Consider the following 17,623-nt stretch of genomic DNA (forward strand, 5'->3'; position numbering starts at 1 on the left):
AAAAAAACGGGTTCTTTGCTCCAACTTGGAATAATCACCCATAAATCGCACGGGCATTTTTCGGCATTTTCTCTTCTTTTTGAATATTTCAAGCGAAAATCTTCGTATATTGAGAGTATGAGCAAGTTTTTCAGTCTTATTTCAGCAATCCTGCTGTTCGTCTCCCTAGCAGCGGCAGATACCACCGCAGTGGCTACCGATTCCGCCAAGACCAGCTCCACAGACACTGTGGTTCTTGATACCGACAAGGCCAATGTCCCCAGCATCCAGGAACTCAAGAAGAAACACGCCGTATGGATCAAGCTGGAAGGCGACGTGGAGCCTTCCATGTACGATTTCTGCGCCAGGGCCATCGACGACGCCCTCAAGGAAAAGCCGGACTACATCGTCTTTGAAATCAACACCTTCGGAGGCCGCCTGGATGCCGCCTTCGACCTGGTGGACACCATCATGGCAGTCAAGGGTCCCGAAACCATCGCCCTGGTGAAAAAGAAGGCCATCAGCGCAGGTAGCCTCATCGCCCTCGCCTGCAAAAAACTCTACATGCTTGAAGCCACCACCATCGGGGACTGCGCCCCCATTGTGCAAGGCGGCGACGGCACACCGCAAATCGTTGGCGAAAAGATCCAGTCGCCCCTGCGGGCAAAATTCAGGAACCTGGCCCAGCGCAACGGCTACCCGGAACTCTTGAGTTCCGCCTTCGTGACGCCGGAACTAGAAGTGCTCGAGCTCACCGCCAAGCTGGACAAGGGCAAAAAGACGGAACGGGATACCACCCTCATTATCGAAGGGCAGAAGTACGCCGTGCTGGATAGTGCAAGCAAGGCCTTCTGGGGCGCTCCCAAGATTCTCGTAAAAGAGGGCGAGCTCTTGACCATGACCGACCAGGAAGCCCTGGAACTGGGATTTTCCAAGGGGACTTTCAAGGACCGTAACGAATTTGAGACGAGCCTTGCCATCGAAAGCCGTAGCGAAGTAGAAACCACTCTCGGCGAAGACATCGCCTCGGCCATCGCGGCCATTGCGGGAATTCTCCTGATTCTCGGGTTCGGCGCCCTTTACATCGAATTCAAGACCCCCGGTTTCGGGCTTTTCGGAATCATCGGGCTTATCCTTATCGGCATCGTGTTCCTGGGGCAGTTCGCGCCGCAACTGGACGGCTACATTCCGGCCATACTTCTTGTGGCCGGCGTGGTGCTGTTCCTGGTAGAAATTTTCGTGATGCCGGGGACGTTCCTGTTCGGCATAGGCGGTATCATCTGCATGATTCTGGCTCTTGCGTTGAGCTTTTCGCCGGAGGAAATTCCGGAGTTCGTCCCCGAGACCGTAGAGACCACCTTCGACGCCACCCCCTGGCTATTCGGGCTGTTCTATATGCTAGCCTGTGCGGCTATTGCGCTGGTGTTCCCCATCGCCGCAAGCAAGTACCTGATACCGCTCTTGCCCGAAGGCTGGACCCCCATGCTCAAGACGGACCTGGAAACCGCCGCCTCCCCCACTGAAGCCGTGCAGGAAATTGCCGTAGGTGCCATTGGCGAAGCCAAGACGTTCTTACGCCCCGTAGGTCAGGCCAGCTTTACCATGCCCGACGGCAGCACCAAGCTCTTTGACGTTCAGACCCACGGCGAAATCATCGAGGCCGGCACAAAAGTAAAGGTGGAATCCGTGCAAGAAGGGCATATTTGGGTGGTGCTGGACAATTAAGATTTCGGCATTCGATATACTGAATTAAATTTTGAAATAAAATACCGGAGAAAAACAATGGAAACTCTCTTAATCATCGGAATCATCATCGCGGCCATTGCCGTTATCATTCTTCTCGCCTTTATCGGCAAGTTCTTCAGCCTCTGGCTCCAGGCCTTGTTTTCCAAGGCGAACGTAAGCATTTTCCAGCTCATCGGTATGCGGCTCCGTAAGGTGCCACCCCAGGTGATTGTGGAAGCCCGAATCCTCAGCTGCAAGGCGGGCCTTCCCGTCGATACGAACCTGCTGGAAGCCCACTACCTTAGCCGCGGTAACGTGCTCCGCGTGATTCAGGCCCTCATTGCCGCCAACAAGGCGAACATCAAGCTGGACTTCAAGGAAGCCGCAGCCATCGACCTTGCTGGCCGTAACGTGCTGGAAGCCGTGCAGATGTCCGTGAACCCGAAGGTCATCACGACCCCGAAGGTTTCCGCAGTGGCTCTCGACGGTATCCAGCTGCATGCCATTACCCGTATTACCGTGCGCGCCAGCATCCAGAAGCTGGTGGGTGGCGCAGGCGAAGAGACGGTTATCGCCCGCGTCGGCGAAGGCATCGTGTCTTCCATCGGTTCTGCAATAAGCCACAAGGAAGTGCTGGAAAATCCGAACATGATTTCTAAGAAGGTGCTTGCCTCCGGTCTCGACGCCGGAACCGCTTTCGAAATTCTTTCCATCGACATCGCCGACGTGGACGTGGGCCAGAACATCGGAGCCATCCTGGAAACCGACCGTGCCGAGGCAGACAAGAAGATTGCCCAGGCCAAGGCCGAAGAACGCCGCGCCATGGCATACGCCGCCGAACAGGAAATGAAGGCGAAGGTTATGGAAATGAAGGCGAAACTGGTGGAAGCCGAAGCCCAAATCCCCATGGCCATGGCAACCGCACTCCGCGATGGCAAGCTGGGCGTGATGGACTACTACAACCTCAAGAATATCGAAGCCGACACCCAGATGAGGAAGGAAATAGGGGCTGCTCCGGAGACTAAGTAGCAAATGGAAGGACTACTCATCCTCATAGGCATCTGGCTTCTGGATGTCGTCATCAAGAAGGTTGCAGCCAGCAGAAACAAGCGGCAACAGCAGCCGACCCAGTACCAGCCGGAAGATGACGACAGCTACGAGTCCCAAGACGAAACGCAGGAGCAGCGCCCCCCGCGTTCCCTGCAGGATTTGATCCGGCAGTTCGAAGACGCCCAGAGGCAGGCGACCCAAGGCAATATCGAGCCGCCTACACCGCCTGTGGAGAAATCAAGTTCTGATAAACGGCTTGCACTTCGAGAAAAAATCAGACAGGCAAAAGAGTTTAACATCAAAGATATTGCCGAAATCATCATAGAAGAGGATTGCATAGACGCCGAATTCATCAAGGAAATCTTCCAATATGACACAGACATTGTATTTAAAGACGAAGAAAAGATTCTGCAATGGCTTCAGGAGCACCGCATCATCGGTCGCGAAATGGACGGTCAATACGATGTACTGGTCCATGACATCGAAGAACTGGACAACTTGCTCAACCGAGAACAACGCACCGCCCAGGAACAGGAAGACGCCCGAAAGAACGAAATCGATGCCGCACAAGAAGATGCCCGTCGTCAGGAACTTGAACGCCAGCAGAAACTGAACGCCCTTGAAGAACGGGCCAAGTCCGCCCGGGAATCTGCCGCTGCGTTTACAAGCGAAGGTTATGCGGACTCCACAGGCGACAGCGAAACCGCCCAAATGCTCCGCAAGCCCGCCGTATCCACAAGGAACATCGCCGATGTGCGCAAGGGATTCATCTGGGCAAAAGTCCTGGACGAACCCCGCTTCAAGCGCCGCTGGAGCGCACAGTACAGGTGACCGCTCGCGCTAAATTCAGGAGCTGCTTCTCCGGCAGGCCCTCGCTCTCGCAACCGCCCTCGATTAATATCGAGGGCTTTGTTGCTCACAGGTAACCGTTCGCGCCAAAAACATCAAAAGCCGCACCCCTGTTGGCACGGCTTTTTTTTTTGCACATCCTTCGTCTTTCCCGCGCAGGCGGGAATCCTTAACTACCGCATGTCCGCAACGCAGCGCACGTACAGTCCCTTGCGGACACTCTCGTCGGTGCGGTTGATGCTCCGGGCCTCGCGCCTAAATTCCCAGGAACGGCCCGTATTGCGCTTAATAGAGGTTGCAGACCAGTAGTGGCCGGTATTGGTCCCGTCGCAATACTGGTCCCAATCCTTGCATCCGCCTACACCCATGCTGTTCCAGTCCCACTGGGAGCGTTCCTTCTGGAAATCCCGCCACTCGCCGTCGTCGGGCAGGTGCCAGCCCTTGGGGCAGGCCTTCTTGGCTTCGCTGTGGGTATAGAACCGTCCGTATTTCTTGCACAGTTCCATATCTTCTAGCAGGCACTGGGTCTTGGCGTCCGTCAGCCCGTAGCGGATGTTCTGCACCATCCAGATCTTGTCGCCCACGATTTTCACCTTGTACTGTCTTTCGTCGCGGGTATCCGTCATGAGCATGTCATCTTTGGAGATGTTCTTTTCGGCAAGCAGGTCCCGTTCTGTTACACAACGCACGGCCACCACGGATTCCTTGGGCAGGTTCACCTTCTGGAAACTTCCGCGTTTCAGGTCCAGCATCAGCGCCTGTATGCCCGACTTTCCGGCATCCCCCGCTATGGCGAAGTAGGCCGCATCTTTCCCCTGGACCTTCGGGTTCTTCTTGGACATGTCGTAATAGCCACGGGTATTTCCTGCAAAAGCCTTGGCATTCTGTTTTTTACGGGGCCCCATGAACTTGTCTTCGGCAAGGTCATTCCATTCCTTCAAATCTGGGAGATGAGTTCCTGCGGGGCAAAGCCCGGACCAGGATTCCTTCTTGTAGAAACTGACCTTCGCCCGGTCCTTAAAATCGGGCTTACCGTCTAAAGAAACATTGCTCGTAAACCAGTTGAGCTTTCCGGAGGGCATCATCTTGTAGGTGCGTCCATCGCGGCTGTCCTTGACCGAAGTGGCACAGGCAAAAGCAACAGAAAAAGCCACTAAAACGGAAAGGCGAACCCAAATTCTCATCATAAACAACCTCAATTCCACCTACAAATATATATCCCAAATTAAAAAACGAAACTTACAATAAAATGTTATATGCGGATTGTAAGGCCTGCCGCCCCAGGGTACACCCAAAGGGAGAACCTTTCGTCCCGTTTTTTATGGATTTCGATTACCGCAAGACTCACGCCCGTACCCACCAGGGCCCCCACCACCACGTCCGTGGGGTAGTGCTTGCCTGCCGCTATCCGCAAAACTCCTTCCAGGGCCGCTGCCGATAGCGCCCCCGCCCACACCACACCCCTAAAAGGCGACTGGGGGTACATTTCGCTGAACCACTCCCCGGTAAACACCGCCACCGTAAAGGCAGCCGAAGCGTGGCCGCTATAAAAACTCCCGTAGGCCTCGGCATCTGCCTTTTCGGCCCGCTCCACCGACTTGCGGCTGCCGGAGCCGTAACCGTCCTTGGCATAGACATAGGGCCTGGGCCAGAATTCCATGGAACGGACCATCAGGTTTATACCCGACTGGAGGGCAAGGGCCTGGGCAAACATCAGGGTAAAACCGGCTGCATCGAGCCCGGAGGCATCCCCCACTCCATAAGAATAACCCGCGAGAGCCAGCGGCGCCACCCCCAAAGCAGCCGCCCACTTGCTTGCCTTGTCTGCAGATTCGCTGTACCGCCCCGCCAGGGGTCTGTCCCAGGGTAGCAGCTCCGAAACCGAACGGTAATCCCCAGGTTCGGGCTTTTCCATCTGGGTGTAGCGGTAGTTGCCGAAAAAGGCCGTGAACGCCGACAAGAATGTGACCGGCATGTCCTTGGACCAAGAAACATCGTAGTGGGCCACTTCCGGCGCAGGCGTTCCCGCCGCCCACACCATCAAGGGCAAGGCCGCCAGACACAAAAAAAACTTTTTCCACCGCAAAGCGTTCACACCCCCAAACTAAAAAATTATATTGGAGGTATGCCGAGCAAGAACATTACCCGCGAGCCCATTACGCCCTCCATCGAGCTATTCAACGCCATTTCCGACGAGATGCGCCTGAAAATCCTGATGCTCCTGGACCAGGCCGAATTTACCGTCAACGAAATCAAGGATATCCTGGATATCCACCAGAGCAACGCCAGCCGACACCTCTCCAAGCTTTCGGCCTGCAAACTCCTGAAAGACCGCCGCGACGGCATCAAGGCCTACTACGGACTCAGCGAAGAGCTTTTGCTTTCAAGCCGTGTCCTTTCGGTCATCCGGGAGGCCTACGAAGACCTGCAAGACAAGGACATCATCCAATGCCGCGCCGAGCAGGTGCTGCAAGACCGCACCGACAAGACCAAGGGCCAGATCCACAAGCTGGACCAGGCCGGCGGAAGCCTCAAGGCCCAAATCAGCCTGTTCAGCAAGCTCATGATGCCCTTCGAAAAGGCGGTAGATATCGGCTGCGGCGAAGGGGGCGACCTTTCGCTGATGCTTGCGAACCGCTGCCAGAACGTCTTCTCCCTGGATTATGACCCCAAGGTCATCAGCGGGCTCCAGAGAATCCTCAAGAAAAAGGGCATCGCAAATGTCACCCCGAAGGTGGCGGACATGCTCTCTACCGGGCTTCCGGACAATTTTGCCGACCTGGTACTCATGAGCCAGGTGCTCCACCACGCCCAGGACCCGCGCCTCGCCCTCAAGGAGGCCATCCGTATTCTGAAACCGGGCGGAACACTCGCCCTCCTGGACCTGGCTCAGCACAAAGAAGAATCCTTCCGTGAAACCCACGGTCACATCTGGCTTGGTTTCGACCGCGCCCAGCTGGAATTTTTCGTGAAGGAATTCAACTGCAAGATTGTCGAAAGCGAAATCATCCCCAGCGAGAACCAGGTAGACAAGAAACTCCCCGTCATCTGCATGATTTTGACCAAAGAGTAGCGGGGTTCGAGGCTCAAGGCTCAGGCATACGTGGAAAAAAATTTATCCAGCCTATTGCTTTTTTGAAAAAAAACAGGTAGATTTAGAATAACGAAAGGAGAGACCCATGGGAAAGGTTTTCAAAATTCTGGTGATTGTCGCCGTCTGCCTGATTTCGGCCCTCGGGATCTACGGCATCGTGCGGACCGCCCGCCTCGATGAGAACACGGCGGACTAGCCATCTGCAATTTTTTTGAAGTGTAGCCGGGACATACGCCCGGCCTTTTGTGCATTCCGCCCGCAAGCGCTTTGCTATATTGTCCAACATGAACTTTCTAAACAAGAAACCTCTGTTTTTTGCGGTTACTGCCGCAGTTTTTTTGGGCATTCTTCTCATTGTCTTTCGGGAATTCGCCTTCAATCCTGACACCCTGATGCTGAACAGCGACCAGCTGAACGGTATCGGCAGCCGTATTCTCCGCGCCGAAAACGCTGTCGTCACGGAATGGGACGATTCCCGCCTGGGCGGCGTCCCCACCATCGATGCCCTTTTCGCCGACGTCTACCACCCCCTTGTTTGGGTGCAGTTCATTACGGACCCCGCCCGAGCCGTAGGCTTTAAGTTTATCTTGACCGTCTGGGTGGCCTTCATGAGCGCCATGCTTTTGGCTTGGAACCTTACGGGGAACCGCTGGTGGGCAGCACTTCTCGGCATGCTCTACGCCTTCTCGCCGGAGTATTTCACCTACATCTACGGCGGACACGACGGAAAGATGATGGTTTTCGCCATCGCGCCGCTTGCACTGCTCGCCATCCGCAAGATCGTGCGGGACGGAAGCCTCCCCTACCTGATTGTTCTCGCCCTTTCTATTACCTGGATGATTCTCGGTAGCCACCTGCAGCTCACCTACCTGTTCCTGTGGGGCGCCGGATTCTATACCCTCTACGAAGCTTTTTTCCATTGCAATTCCTTCAAGACCAAAGGCAAGCGTATAGGCCTAGCGGCAGCGGGACTTGCCTTCGGGCTTGCCATCAGCTGTTTCCAGGTGGTTCCTCCCTACATGTACACCACCACCCAGTCCGTCCGTGGCGAAGGGGACCACACCAACCTGGGCCATGCCGTAAGCTGGTCCCTGCATCAAGAGGAACTGGCCCAGATGCTCCTGCCCGGGTTCATCGGGGTGGACGTCTATGAATACGACGACAAGGCCGGGAAACTGGAAGGCAGTTCTTTCGTGGGATTTACCGTACAGGAATACCAGTCCTCGGGCGGTTCTCCTTTCTATTGGGGACACAACCCATTCAAGTTGGACCACAACAACGCAGGAGCACTTCTCACCCTGCTGGGATTCCTATGCCTGTTCTTGCCCGGCAAGCGCCGCTGGGCCATGTTCTGGGGGCTTGGAGCAGTCCTTGCCCTGAGCTACGGCATGGGTGCACATTCTCCGCTATTCAAGCTCTGGTACAACATCTTGCCTGGCGTCAAGAATTTCCGTGCCCCCGGCATGGCGCTGTTCTGGTTGCCCCTGCTGCTTGTGATGATGGCCGCCCCGGTCCTCAAGGCCATTTCCGACGAATCCAGCGAAGCCGCTAGGAATCGCCGCGCCCTGTTCCATGGTGCCGTCATGTTTGTGCTGCTTCTGGTCATCGTTGTCATCGCCCGTTACAACTGGACACTCTTTATCGGGCCATTCGGACTGGTGACCTGCCTGGTGTATGCCGCAGCATGTCTCGGCATCATGAGCCTGGACGACCAGGGAAAGGAATTTTCTGTAGCCAATTTCACCGACAGTTTCAAGGCCGGCCTCCCCGGCACCCATCGCGCTATTCAGGCCTGTGTGGTAATCGGGTTTGCCCTGATTGGAATGTTCCTCATGAGCGGGCAGAAACTGCTGGAAGATTCCATAACGGCGCCCTATTTCAAGCCCCTGAACGAAATTGCCATGCAGATGAGCGCAGGGAAAATCATTCCCGGGTTCATCCTGGTGCTCGTAATCGTGGCCGCCACCTTGTTCACCTTCAAGTGGAAAGCGGGCGTTGTCCAAAAAGCGGGGCTCCTTGCCGCCGTGGCCGCCGTTGAGCTATTCTTCATTGACGGGGCGTTCATCCAGAACGTAGAAACCAAGGAATACCTCCAGCCGGAAAACCCCGTAGTAGCCGCCGTCAAGGCCCCCTACAAGGCGGACAGCCTGAACACCCCCCGCGTACTTTCCCTTTCCAGGAACAAGGCGCTGGGAGCAAACGCCTTCCCGCAATATCACTTGCGCAACGCCGACGGGTTCCACGACAACGAACTGGCAAGCTACAGGGCTTTCCGTGGTGGCCAGCAAAACGCAAACTTCCTCCTGAACATCAACAATCCCGAAGCGGCCCACCCCTTCCTAGACCTGATGAATATCGGCTTTATCATTTTCGATAGCCAGCGGGGCACGACCTACATGCCTATCCCCACCGCCATGGGAGAGGCCTACCTCTATGGCGATGCCACCGTCATGAGCGACGAAGACGCCATCAAGACCTTGCAGGAGAAAGCCGCCATTCGTAAACCCGTGACTGAACCTGTTGCAGATTCTACGGCCGCAGACTCTACCGTGGCAACCGCCGACAGCACCGCCGCAGACAGCACCGTTACCGATTCCTCAGCGGCTTTAGTTGCAAGTGTTCCGGACGAACCTCAAGACGACCCCAACGCTTTCTACTACAGGGAAAAGGCCATTCTGTCCGAAAAACCGGAACAAGCCCTAGAAGGCGGTATCGTCCAAGGGTACGCCCGCCTCGTGGAACAGCCCAAGATGGATACCCAGGTGTTCGAAGTGGATAGCGACCGCCCCGCCATTATGGTGGTGGCAGGGAACTTCCACCCCTACTGGAAGGCTTATGTGAACGGAAAGGAATCCAAGGTATACAAGGCCTTCGGCAACCTGCGTGCCGTAGAAGTGCCCAAGGGAAAATCCACCGTTCGCATGGAATACCGGAGTAAGCCCTTCCACGCCTGCCTAAAGGTCAGCGCTCTCGCCTTCGTACTGCTCGCTATCTTCGGGGTGGTGGTGCTTGCAAGGACTAAAAAACAATAAATCAAAAAAAAGCCGCAACGCAAGTGCGGCATTTTGTTTCCGAAAAAAAGAGCTTACTTCAGCCCGGCAAGAATCAGGCGAACAACGCCCTTGGCGAATTCCCTGCTGTCGGACTTCAGGGAGGCGGACTTTTTCAGGGATATTCCCTGGTCCTTCTTCAGGTTCAGCACAAGCTGGGCGACACAGTATTCGTCGTATTCCACCTTCATGTTGTAATCGGCGAAGTTGAACTTTTCGGCATCCTTATCAGCCTTGAATTCATCATAAGCGGCATTGCAGTCGTCTTCGTCAATGGCGTATCGGATGGCGAAGTTCAAGGAGCATTCATCACCTTCGTAAGAGACTGTCAACTCGCCAGAAGATTCTTTCAGTTCATCCACCTCGATGGACACCAGGTCATCGTACATGGTCAGGCGGTCGCAGTCGGCGGCACGGATATTCTTGAGGACATTTTCCTCATCGGCTTTACCCTCTACCACCTGCTTGTCCGCAGGCTGGAACTTTAGGTAGAAATCGATCAGGGCTTTTTCTGTCTGGGCAATGGCGAGATTCTCCTCGAACAGGTTCGCCTTGAAATCCTGGGCATAGCATTCACCGGAATAGTGTATTACCGACGCCATGTCATCGCCCTTCTCGTAGCGAATGCCCATCTGGAACTTGTCGCCCTTCTTGCCCGGGCCTACCTGCCAAAATCCTACGGGGAACTTGCCACCGTCAAACTCAAAGCGGGCGGGTTCCGTAATATCCTTTTCAAAACGCAAGGCGGTAGTCTTATCCAAATAGGACTTGTACTTGAAAACAGAATCCGGATCTTCTTCTTTCCATACCAGATTGCCAAGTTCACCCACCTTGCAGACCGGGTAAGTGACTGTCAAAGTAGAGTCGTCGGAATCGTAATCATAGTGGGCCTTGGAGAGAACCATGTCAAAAGAATCTTCCAAATCAATACTGGAAGAACCGCTATCGCTACCACAGGCCGAAAGCACAAAACCACAAGCGACGGCAGCCGCAAAAGGAGCCGCAGACTTTTTCAAGTTCAAGTTCATCAAAAACCTCTAACCCTATTATACATTTTTTACGTAAAAAACGCTACAACCGACCTTCGAAAAAGCCCTCGAAATCGATATCCTTGACGCTTTCGACCACGTATTCCGGCTTCACATCCAGCTTTTCCACGTCCGAGCGCTTGGTCTCGCCGCACAGGGGCAGCACGAACCTGCAACCGGAGCGCTTTGCCAGCTCGAAATCCGTATAGAGCCTATCCCCTACAAACAGGATTTCTTCGGGAGCATACGTCTTCAACAGCCCCGATAGCATAGCCGGGTTCGGCTTACCGAAACTGCGCTCCGGTTCTACATCGTAGGCCGTCTTGAGGAGCGCCATGAAACTCCCGATGTCGGGCACGGGGCCGCGGGCGTCGGGGCACACGAAATCCGTATGGGTCACCCAGAAGGGAATCCCCCGTTGCACCCGGAACGAAAGTTCGCAAAGTTCCCGGTAGTCAAAACTGTTGTGGTAGGCCACCAGAACCAGTTCCGTATCTTCTACGGCAGGACGCAAATTGAGAGAAGGATCTTGGGCGGCAAACCATTCATAGACTTCGGGATTGGCAAAGAAATAGACGTTCTTGAGTCCCTTTTCGTGAATGGCCGCCAAAGACAAAGTCAGCGCAGAAATAATGCCGCCGTCGCGAAGGGGAAGCCCCATCACGTTCAGGCGGTTCTCGTAAAACACGGGCGACTTGCTGGTGTTGTTGCTCAGGTAGTAAACCGGCACCTTCGAGGCCACCCGCTTCACGGTATCTACCGCACCAGGGTACGGACGGCCGCTCAGGTAGAGGGTTCCGTCCAGGTCAAAGACCACCACTTTTACGGGCTTGTGCGCTGTCATGCCTGCTAAGGTAGAAAAAATTGCTACCTTAGATGCCATGAAGACCCCCGATAGCCGTTTTTACTGCCCACAAATCCAATGCGGAAGGGCAACCCTGGACGAAAACGAAAGCGCCCATGCCGTAAAGGTATGCCGTGCTGCCCAAGGGGACGTTCTGGAGCTTTGCGACGGACAGGGCCACTTTGCGCACGGAACCATCGTGGTTGCCGACCCGAGGGCCTGCCAGGTGGAAATCTCCAAGGTAGAAACGCCCAAACCGGAGAGACCGTTGCTGAACCTGGCCATCGCCTGTCTCAAGGACGACGCCCTAGAAGAAGTGGTATTCCATGCCGCCCAGACCGAAATTGCAAGCATTACCTTCTTACGGACGGACTATTCCCAAGAGCCCAAGAATTCCGACTTGCACAAGCTGGTCCGCCGTTCCGAGCTCAAGAGCCTGGTAAGCCTGAAACAGTCCAAAAAACCTTGGCTTACCGAAATCTGCGGACCTGTCGAATTCAAGGAATGGCTGAAAAGTTACCGAGGAGACCTGATCCTCTGCGATGTGGACGGCGAAAGGACAGCCCCTAAAGAAATTATAGACAAGATAACGTTCAATCTTGCTAGCGACAAGAAGTGCGACGAAGCCTTAACCCCCGTGACCCTTCTGGTGGGGCCCGAAGGCGGGTTTTCTCCAGAAGAAATCCGCATGACGAAAGAATTTACAGGCGGCAAAAGTTACGCCCTGAACCTGGGAAACACAAGACTCCGGGCCCGTACCGCTGCCATCGTGGCTCTCGGAAAATTGCTGTAAAACAGCTACATCAAGCGAAGACGCATCTCGAAGACGGCACGGTCCGTCTCGTCCAAGATGCGCATGTAGGTGGCCCCGCTGTGGTCTGCGCGGAAAATGCGCAGGGTCTGGCCTTCTTTGGATTCTCCCAGGTAATGAATCTCCAGCGTTGCCGGGTTGCAAAGTTCCCAGTCGGGAGTCCCGAACACGTTCAAGGCCAGCTTTACGTACTCGATGTTGTTCATGTGGTGGGACATGTCGATATGCTGGGGCAGCACCTTCTGCTGGTAAACTTCCTGGTATTCTTCAGGCTTTACATGGAAACGGTCAAAGTCCGAAGCATCGAGGGTTTCCGGAAAACCTTCCGTCGGAAAACCCACCGACGAGAGCCGCAGAGGGCGGTGGTTTTCAAAACTGAGGCAGCACATTTCCTGCTTGGCCAAAATGATGGGCTCACCCTCGGTCGTAGTGATGGCGGTGTTCTCGTTGAGCCTAATCAGCTGGTTATCCGCCGGAAACGACGTGGTGACCACCTTGTCCCGCCAGTACGGGCGCCTGAAAAACTTGAACTTGGCCTTGTAAACCACCCAGAAACCGCCCTTCTCCTTCACCACAAAATTGTCCATCTTCATGGCGCCGAAATTTTCGGTGATATTATCCTGAACCATAAGCACCGTCTGGGCAAGGCCCATCTTTCCGGACACGTCGATATAGGCCGACGTGATGGTCCGCTGTTTCTGGAATACAAGAGGGTTCTTCGACAAGGCGTAAATATCTATCATGGTGAGCAATATAATTTAAATGGTTAGCGTTTCAGAAGGCGCATGATTCCCTGGCGGTTGTATTCCGGGTCGTCCTTGGCGAAGGGGCTTTTCGTCTCTTGCCGCAAGGCGTAAACTCCGCACTCGCCGCAGTCCACTTCGGTCCCCGACTTGGAGCTGACGCCTTCCATAAACAGGCTGTCGGCCACCACGCTCAAGACCTCGCGAGGGTCGGTGCCGTCCGAAGCCTTCGAGATGCACAGATCCGGCAGGGCAAAAGTTTCAAGGCCCAAGGTGTAAAGCACGTCCGGACCTTCCAGGTAATTCATCCAGGGGTCCATCGGGAACTGGGCGTCGCCCAATTCTTCACGGAACGCTTCTGCGGTCCAGGCGGCGCCACTCTGCTGCATGTACACGCCCAAGGCTCCCGCCGAAAGCACCTTCAGTATGGCGGTATTCACCATGGTCAGGTCCGCAGGGCTTTTCAAGCTCCCCAGCAAGAACAGCAGTGACTTGTGGGAATCGATGGCGCGGGCCTCATCGGCAGAAATATCCTGATGTTCCTTGAAAATCTCGGAAAGTCCCGGAGTAGCCTCCTTGCGGACCACCTTGAAATTCAAGGTACAGCCGGGCACCATCAGACTAGCCGTATCTTTTTCTACTACGACATTAGGCGTTACGGCAAAAGGCTCGTCCTGAGCCACGGTCAACGGGAATGCGAGAACAAAAGAATTCATACCTGTTTCAAGGCCTCCTGTACCAAGGGGGTGAGCAAGTTCTGCGAAGGCGGTTTCGGCAGGCGCACCTGTGTTTCCATAGCGGTCTGCAATGTTCCCAGGTTCAGTTTTGCCGCTGGAATCTCTACCGCGTAACCTGCCCGGGAAAGACTTTTGGCGAGCACCACCTGTTCATACTGCCCAGGCGTGGGCACAAAGATACAGCTGGCGCCGAGAACGGCCATGTCCATAATGGTGCTGTAGCCGCCCCGAGAAATAATCCAGCGGGCACGACGGACAGTGCGGGCAAATTCCGGCGTTTCCAGGTGACTAAAAAACTGAACGTTTCCCTCGGTCCAAGACTTTCTTTCGGCACCGGGTTTCCCGAGAATCATCACGTGGTTTCCGGGCAGTTCAGAGAGCAATTCCCGCAGTCTGCGTTCAAAGGCGCTTCGGGCAGGCTCCACTCCAGAGATGACCGCCACCACGTTCAAATCTTTCGAAGTAGCGTCCATAATTTCAGGCAAGTCATCCAATTCCGTAAAACGGCTCAACGGGCCTGCATAACGAACATTTTCCGGGCAAGATTTCACATGGGACATGGCGCCTGCATAACCGGGGGCTTCTTTCAAATCGGGTATCCACACCTGGTCAAAGTTTTCCATTTTCTTTCGATGCCAATGGACCCCGATCCCTTCGAACTTAGAGAAAAGTGCCGGAAAGGCAATACGGCACTGGTGCGTCATGTAAATGGAAAGCGCCTTCGCCGAATAAAAACCGAAGCGGTTGTCCGAAAACAGGATGTCGAACCCGTGACGGCGAACCATTTCTTCGGCATAGTGGTGCTCGTATTCAACGACCCTGTTCAAGTGGACGCTGTTTTTCAGGAGCCATAGCCCCATGTTGAATCCGTGTTTCGGATAAACAATGCCATAAGACGGAGCCACATGTTTTTCCAGTTCCGGAAAAATCTCGTTGTACAACGGCGCATAAGATTCCGTAACGGCAAGCTCCACCTGGGCGCCTTGCCGCAGAAATTCCTTGATGACGGGGACACAACGGGTCGCATGACCCAGTCCCCAGTCCAAAGGTGCCACCAGGACTTTCACTACCTGGCCTCCAGCCATGCGTTGGCCCAGTCGCCGTGATCGCAGTCCTTGTTGCCGCCCTGTTCCAATACCAGTTGCAGGTTCTGGACTCCGGACACATCTACTTCCAAGATTTGTTTCTGTGTAGAATACATCTTGTTTGAACGGAACAGTTCACGACCGTCACCCTTTACCACGAAGAATGCCCCGTCACCGCAGGCACTTTCGTCGTCCAGGCCGATAACGCCGTGAAGCATGTTGAACTGTCCTGCAATATCGTATTCCAGGACAGCATCGGCATGACTTCCGATTCCATAGCGGAAAGGTTCTTTGTCCAGGGTTATACCGTTATGGTCCACCGTCTGGTCCTTTTGCGGGCTACCCCAATCCTGATGGAAGTTCTTTATAGGCATTTCCGAAACCAGGGCGACTCCTTCGCCTTCCATAAACAAGTCCCTGTACAGAGTCAGAGTGTCGGCATCAGGCATCAGGCACCACATTTTCAGACGGTTCATCCCGGCAGACAAATCTGTAGAATCCAGCAGCAGACTGTCTTGGATTTCAGTCACCACCTTTTCTTTTTCGGGTTTGCCGTTTACGGAATAGGAACAGGCGATGGACTCTTCAAAATTCTTGTTCAGCGTAACGAGGCTGCTGTCCATGTTCGAAACAGAGAACCGCTGTGCATACTGGGACACACCCTTCTTGGCGTCGATGCGGTAAATGACCAACGGATAGCCGAACAGCTTGGGCTCCAAGAGTACCCGTTCGTTCTTGTAGGAATCCAGAATCTCGTCAATCTGGTCGGTGGTCTTGAAGCCCACCACGCGGCTCTGGCGGTTTACCGAACCGTAGCCATCCTGACCGCGCACCAGATAGATATTTCCACCAGACACCTGGTACCACTTGGCAAAGGTATCCGTATCCCAGCGCTTGAACGTCCGTTCGCTAAAGGCACTATGACCGGAGGCAAGCATCTGCCAAGGTCTCGCGTAAATGTAGATGGAATTCTCGGGATACTTTTTCAGTTCCGTATTCAAGAAATCCTCTTCGGCCAAAAGCTTGTTCTTGTAATAAAGCATGTTGGCCTTGTAACTGGGGGCGTGGAACATCATAAGCCCAAGGGACATGGCAACAGCAATACCCAGAACCAAACGACCGATGCCATCGGGTTTCATCTTGGAGAAAAAGCACAAGGCGTCGTAAGGGCCAAGGGCCATCAAGAGGGCGAACAGGGGCAAGGCCACCAGCACATAACGCTGGTTAATGTCGATGGTGAAGGTGCCCGACACGTTCAGCAAGATGACGAAAATCTGGATGCAGAACGAAATCCCGAGAACAAAGCCACGAACATAACGCCTGGAATAAACCATCCTGAACAGAAGCCATACCGTAGACGCCAGCAGAAGCACCGTAAAGGACGTGTAGAACGGATTTTCGAGGATGCCACCAAAAGACGTATCCGCCTTCAGGTTCATCATGACTTCTACATTGGTCTTCAGGTTGAACCACAGGTTTTCAAGAGAATGGGCAGCATGTTCCCCGCCCTGGAAATCATAACCGCGGTAGGCCGCCATGGTATTGATAGAAGGCCAGCTCACCGCAATGACCGAGGCCACAAAGAGGGGCAGGCGGTACGGTTTTTCCAAGAAATAGCGATAATAGTAAAGAGCGAAAGGAATAAAGGCGAAAACGGTTTCCTGTCTAGTCTGGGCAAAGAAGCCTAGCAGGGGCACGGTCAGCAAGAAATGTTTCCAGGTCACCTTGTTAGTCGGCACAAAGGCGTACCAGGCCATCAAAGCCGTCAAGAGGGCGATGTAGAGGACTTCTGTGGAGGCCGAGCGTGCCTGCAAAAGGAATATGGGCATGCCGCCCAAGAACGCCGTAGCCGCTAACGCCAAAGGCTCGCTCTTGAACCACCTGCAAAGCGCAAAGAAGAAGAAAATTAGGCTCAGGATATAGAAAGGGTAATTCACCAACAAGGCGGTATCCCTGTTGGGTTCCATAAAGTTGAACACCAGGGAATACACAAAGCCGAGAGCCTTGCCCTTAAAGTTGTTCACCTCGTCGGTACATTCCAGGTTGCCGTCTTTCCAGATTCCCTCGTTGCAGATGCCGCCGGAGTGCTGGAAATACATCTGCAGGCCCATGGATTCCCAGCTGGTCTCGTCGCTCAGCACCCGATGGCTGTTCCCGATGTTTCCGAACATGAACACGGAGAACACCAGAAGCAGCACGGCCAGCCCGCAAAGGCTCTTGCCGCCGGGCAAATACCCGCGGATATGCTTGGCGATAAAGGGCAGGTTCACCACGACGCCTACGAGGCCCACCACAAACGTGGAAAGGATGGCGTAATAGCCCCATTCGATATCCCACTTGCGGGCCGTAGCCACAGAGGTTCCGTTAAAAATAAGGAATGCTATGACCAGCACTATCAGGGTGACCACAAGCATGAGCCCCTGGGGTTTCCCAAGGTTCAACGACTTGAACCACTCCTTCAACGCATTTTTCTTTTCTTTATTCTTTTTCATTTTACATCACTCGATTCACATTCTAAACAACCGACCTAAATCACCTACTCCTCAAGCAGATCCTCGTGATTCTATCGCCACACCGTGGCTCCAGAATGACAGCGAGGATGACACCTCTTGAGACCCACTGTCCTAA

General features: G+C 54.3%; 13 protein-coding genes and 1 pseudogene. 6 read left to right on the forward strand and 8 right to left on the reverse strand.

Features of this window, described 5'->3' with window-relative positions; all coding sequences use genetic code 11:
- The first annotated feature begins 117 nt into the window (after positions 1–117).
- From IKB43_06515 to IKB43_06525, 3 genes are read left to right on the forward strand one after another with little or no spacing between them, the layout of a single operon-like run.
- Positions 118–1,704 (forward strand): ATP-dependent Clp protease proteolytic subunit, encoded by a 1,587-nt coding sequence (locus IKB43_06515; protein MBR2469788.1) that lies wholly within the window; start codon positions 118–120, stop codon positions 1,702–1,704.
- 57 nt (positions 1,705–1,761) lie between these two features.
- Positions 1,762–2,733, forward strand: coding sequence for a flotillin-like protein FloA (floA, locus tag IKB43_06520; GenBank protein MBR2469789.1), 972 nt, complete (start codon positions 1,762–1,764; stop codon positions 2,731–2,733).
- A gap of 3 nt (positions 2,734–2,736) precedes the next feature.
- The gene (locus IKB43_06525) at positions 2,737–3,585 is read left to right on the forward strand and encodes a hypothetical protein (protein MBR2469790.1); all 849 of its coding nucleotides are present in this window, start codon (positions 2,737–2,739) and stop codon (positions 3,583–3,585) included.
- Positions 3,586–3,776: 191 nt separating this feature from the next.
- On the opposite strand, the gene IKB43_06530 is transcribed toward IKB43_06525, so the two are convergent.
- A complete protein-coding gene (locus tag IKB43_06530; protein ID MBR2469791.1) occupies positions 3,777–4,790 on the reverse strand; it encodes a hypothetical protein in 1,014 nt (337 codons plus the stop codon).
- Between the two features lie 65 nt (positions 4,791–4,855).
- On the reverse strand, positions 4,856–5,698 hold the full coding sequence (locus IKB43_06535; GenBank protein MBR2469792.1) for a phosphatase PAP2 family protein: 843 nt from the start codon (positions 5,696–5,698) through the stop codon (positions 4,856–4,858).
- Positions 5,699–5,770: 72 nt separating this feature from the next.
- Between IKB43_06535 and IKB43_06540 the strand changes: the two genes are divergently transcribed.
- Together IKB43_06540 and IKB43_06545 are read left to right on the forward strand one after the other, a co-directional pair.
- Positions 5,771–6,676 carry a metalloregulator ArsR/SmtB family transcription factor gene (locus tag IKB43_06540; GenBank protein ID MBR2469793.1) on the forward strand — a complete coding sequence of 302 codons (906 nt, stop codon included), beginning with the start codon at positions 5,771–5,773 and terminating at the stop codon, positions 6,674–6,676.
- Positions 6,677–6,981: 305 nt separating this feature from the next.
- A pseudogene (locus tag IKB43_06545) lies at positions 6,982–9,144 on the forward strand (hypothetical protein).
- A 638-nt stretch (positions 9,145–9,782) separates the two neighbouring features.
- On the opposite strand, the gene IKB43_06550 reads toward IKB43_06545, so the two are convergent.
- The gene (locus tag IKB43_06550) at positions 9,783–10,775 is read right to left on the reverse strand and encodes a hypothetical protein (GenBank protein MBR2469794.1); all 993 of its coding nucleotides are present in this window, start codon (positions 10,773–10,775) and stop codon (positions 9,783–9,785) included.
- Between the two features lie 43 nt (positions 10,776–10,818).
- Positions 10,819–11,619 carry an HAD hydrolase-like protein gene (locus tag IKB43_06555; protein ID MBR2469795.1) on the reverse strand — a complete coding sequence of 267 codons (801 nt, stop codon included), beginning with the start codon at positions 11,617–11,619 and terminating at the stop codon, positions 10,819–10,821.
- Between the two features lie 37 nt (positions 11,620–11,656).
- Between IKB43_06555 and IKB43_06560 the strand changes: the two genes are divergently transcribed.
- Positions 11,657–12,412 (forward strand): 16S rRNA (uracil(1498)-N(3))-methyltransferase, encoded by a 756-nt coding sequence (locus IKB43_06560; protein ID MBR2469796.1) that lies wholly within the window; start codon positions 11,657–11,659, stop codon positions 12,410–12,412.
- Between the two features lie 5 nt (positions 12,413–12,417).
- Here the strand turns inward: IKB43_06560 and IKB43_06565 are convergent, their stop codons facing one another.
- From IKB43_06565 to IKB43_06580, 4 genes are read right to left on the reverse strand one after another with little or no spacing between them, the layout of a single operon-like run.
- Positions 12,418–13,173 carry an acyl-ACP thioesterase gene (locus tag IKB43_06565; protein ID MBR2469797.1) on the reverse strand — a complete coding sequence of 252 codons (756 nt, stop codon included), beginning with the start codon at positions 13,171–13,173 and terminating at the stop codon, positions 12,418–12,420.
- 23 nt (positions 13,174–13,196) lie between these two features.
- Positions 13,197–13,889 carry a hypothetical protein gene (locus IKB43_06570; protein MBR2469798.1) on the reverse strand — a complete coding sequence of 231 codons (693 nt, stop codon included), beginning with the start codon at positions 13,887–13,889 and terminating at the stop codon, positions 13,197–13,199.
- Positions 13,886–14,977 carry a glycosyl transferase family 28 gene (locus tag IKB43_06575; protein MBR2469799.1) on the reverse strand — a complete coding sequence of 364 codons (1,092 nt, stop codon included), beginning with the start codon at positions 14,975–14,977 and terminating at the stop codon, positions 13,886–13,888. The genes IKB43_06570 and IKB43_06575 overlap by 4 nt, the downstream gene beginning before the upstream one ends.
- The gene (locus tag IKB43_06580) at positions 14,977–17,487 is read right to left on the reverse strand and encodes an NPCBM/NEW2 domain-containing protein (protein MBR2469800.1); all 2,511 of its coding nucleotides are present in this window, start codon (positions 17,485–17,487) and stop codon (positions 14,977–14,979) included. The genes IKB43_06575 and IKB43_06580 overlap by 1 nt, the downstream gene beginning before the upstream one ends.
- Positions 17,488–17,623 lie beyond the last annotated feature (136 nt).

The sequence above is a fragment of the Fibrobacter sp. genome, from assembly GCA_017503015.1.
In the GTDB taxonomy this organism is placed as follows: domain Bacteria; phylum Fibrobacterota; class Fibrobacteria; order Fibrobacterales; family Fibrobacteraceae; genus Fibrobacter.

Excerpts from the sequence above, each read along its gene's own strand:
- IKB43_06515 (MBR2469788.1), top strand. The coding sequence starts at position 118 with ATGAGCAAGTTTTTCAGTCTTATTTCAGCAATCCTGCTGTTCGTCTCC.
- floA (MBR2469789.1), top strand. The coding sequence starts at position 1,762 with ATGGAAACTCTCTTAATCATCGGAATCATCATCGCGGCCATTGCCGTT.
- IKB43_06525 (MBR2469790.1), top strand. The coding sequence starts at position 2,737 with ATGGAAGGACTACTCATCCTCATAGGCATCTGGCTTCTGGATGTCGTC.
- IKB43_06530 (MBR2469791.1), bottom strand. The coding sequence starts at position 4,790 with ATGATGAGAATTTGGGTTCGCCTTTCCGTTTTAGTGGCTTTTTCTGTT.
- IKB43_06550 (MBR2469794.1), bottom strand. The coding sequence starts at position 10,775 with ATGAACTTGAACTTGAAAAAGTCTGCGGCTCCTTTTGCGGCTGCCGTC.
- IKB43_06555 (MBR2469795.1), bottom strand. The coding sequence starts at position 11,619 with ATGACAGCGCACAAGCCCGTAAAAGTGGTGGTCTTTGACCTGGACGGA.
- IKB43_06560 (MBR2469796.1), top strand. The coding sequence starts at position 11,657 with ATGAAGACCCCCGATAGCCGTTTTTACTGCCCACAAATCCAATGCGGA.
- IKB43_06565 (MBR2469797.1), bottom strand. The coding sequence starts at position 13,173 with ATGATAGATATTTACGCCTTGTCGAAGAACCCTCTTGTATTCCAGAAA.
- IKB43_06570 (MBR2469798.1), bottom strand. The coding sequence starts at position 13,889 with ATGAATTCTTTTGTTCTCGCATTCCCGTTGACCGTGGCTCAGGACGAG.
- IKB43_06580 (MBR2469800.1), bottom strand. The coding sequence starts at position 17,487 with ATGAAAAAGAATAAAGAAAAGAAAAATGCGTTGAAGGAGTGGTTCAAG.